Genomic DNA, 274 nt, shown 5'->3' with positions numbered 1-274 from the left:
GCCCGAGCTGGGCGCAATAGGCCTCCACCGGCTTCCAGACCGCCGGGTCCTTGGTGTTGTTGTCGATCAGCAGCACCTCGAAATTCGGGTAATCGAGGCGGGCGAGCGCGTCCAGCGTCTGGATGACCATGTGCGGCGGCTCGTTGTAGCAGGGCACATGGATCGACACCATCGGGGCGTCCTCCGGCGGCGTGGCGGACGCCGGTTCGAAGCGGCGCTGGAACCGCGCCTGCCAGACGACCTCCGTCAGCTCCAGCCCGTCGATCAGCATCAC

At 67.2% G+C, this 274-nt stretch carries 1 protein-coding gene; it reads right to left on the bottom strand.

Annotation, left to right across the window (positions count from 1 at the left end; all coding sequences use genetic code 11):
* The coding region (locus tag JT719_RS24715; RefSeq protein ID WP_207436441.1) for a glycosyltransferase at window positions 1–274 on the bottom strand (274 nt) is incomplete at both ends.

The sequence above is a fragment of the Sabulibacter ruber genome (assembly GCF_017355955.1).
Lineage (GTDB): Bacteria > Bacteroidota > Bacteroidia > Cytophagales > Hymenobacteraceae > Nibribacter > Nibribacter ruber_A.
The sequence above is the reverse complement of the archived record's forward strand: the minus strand, read 5'-3'. Positions and strand labels throughout refer to the sequence as shown.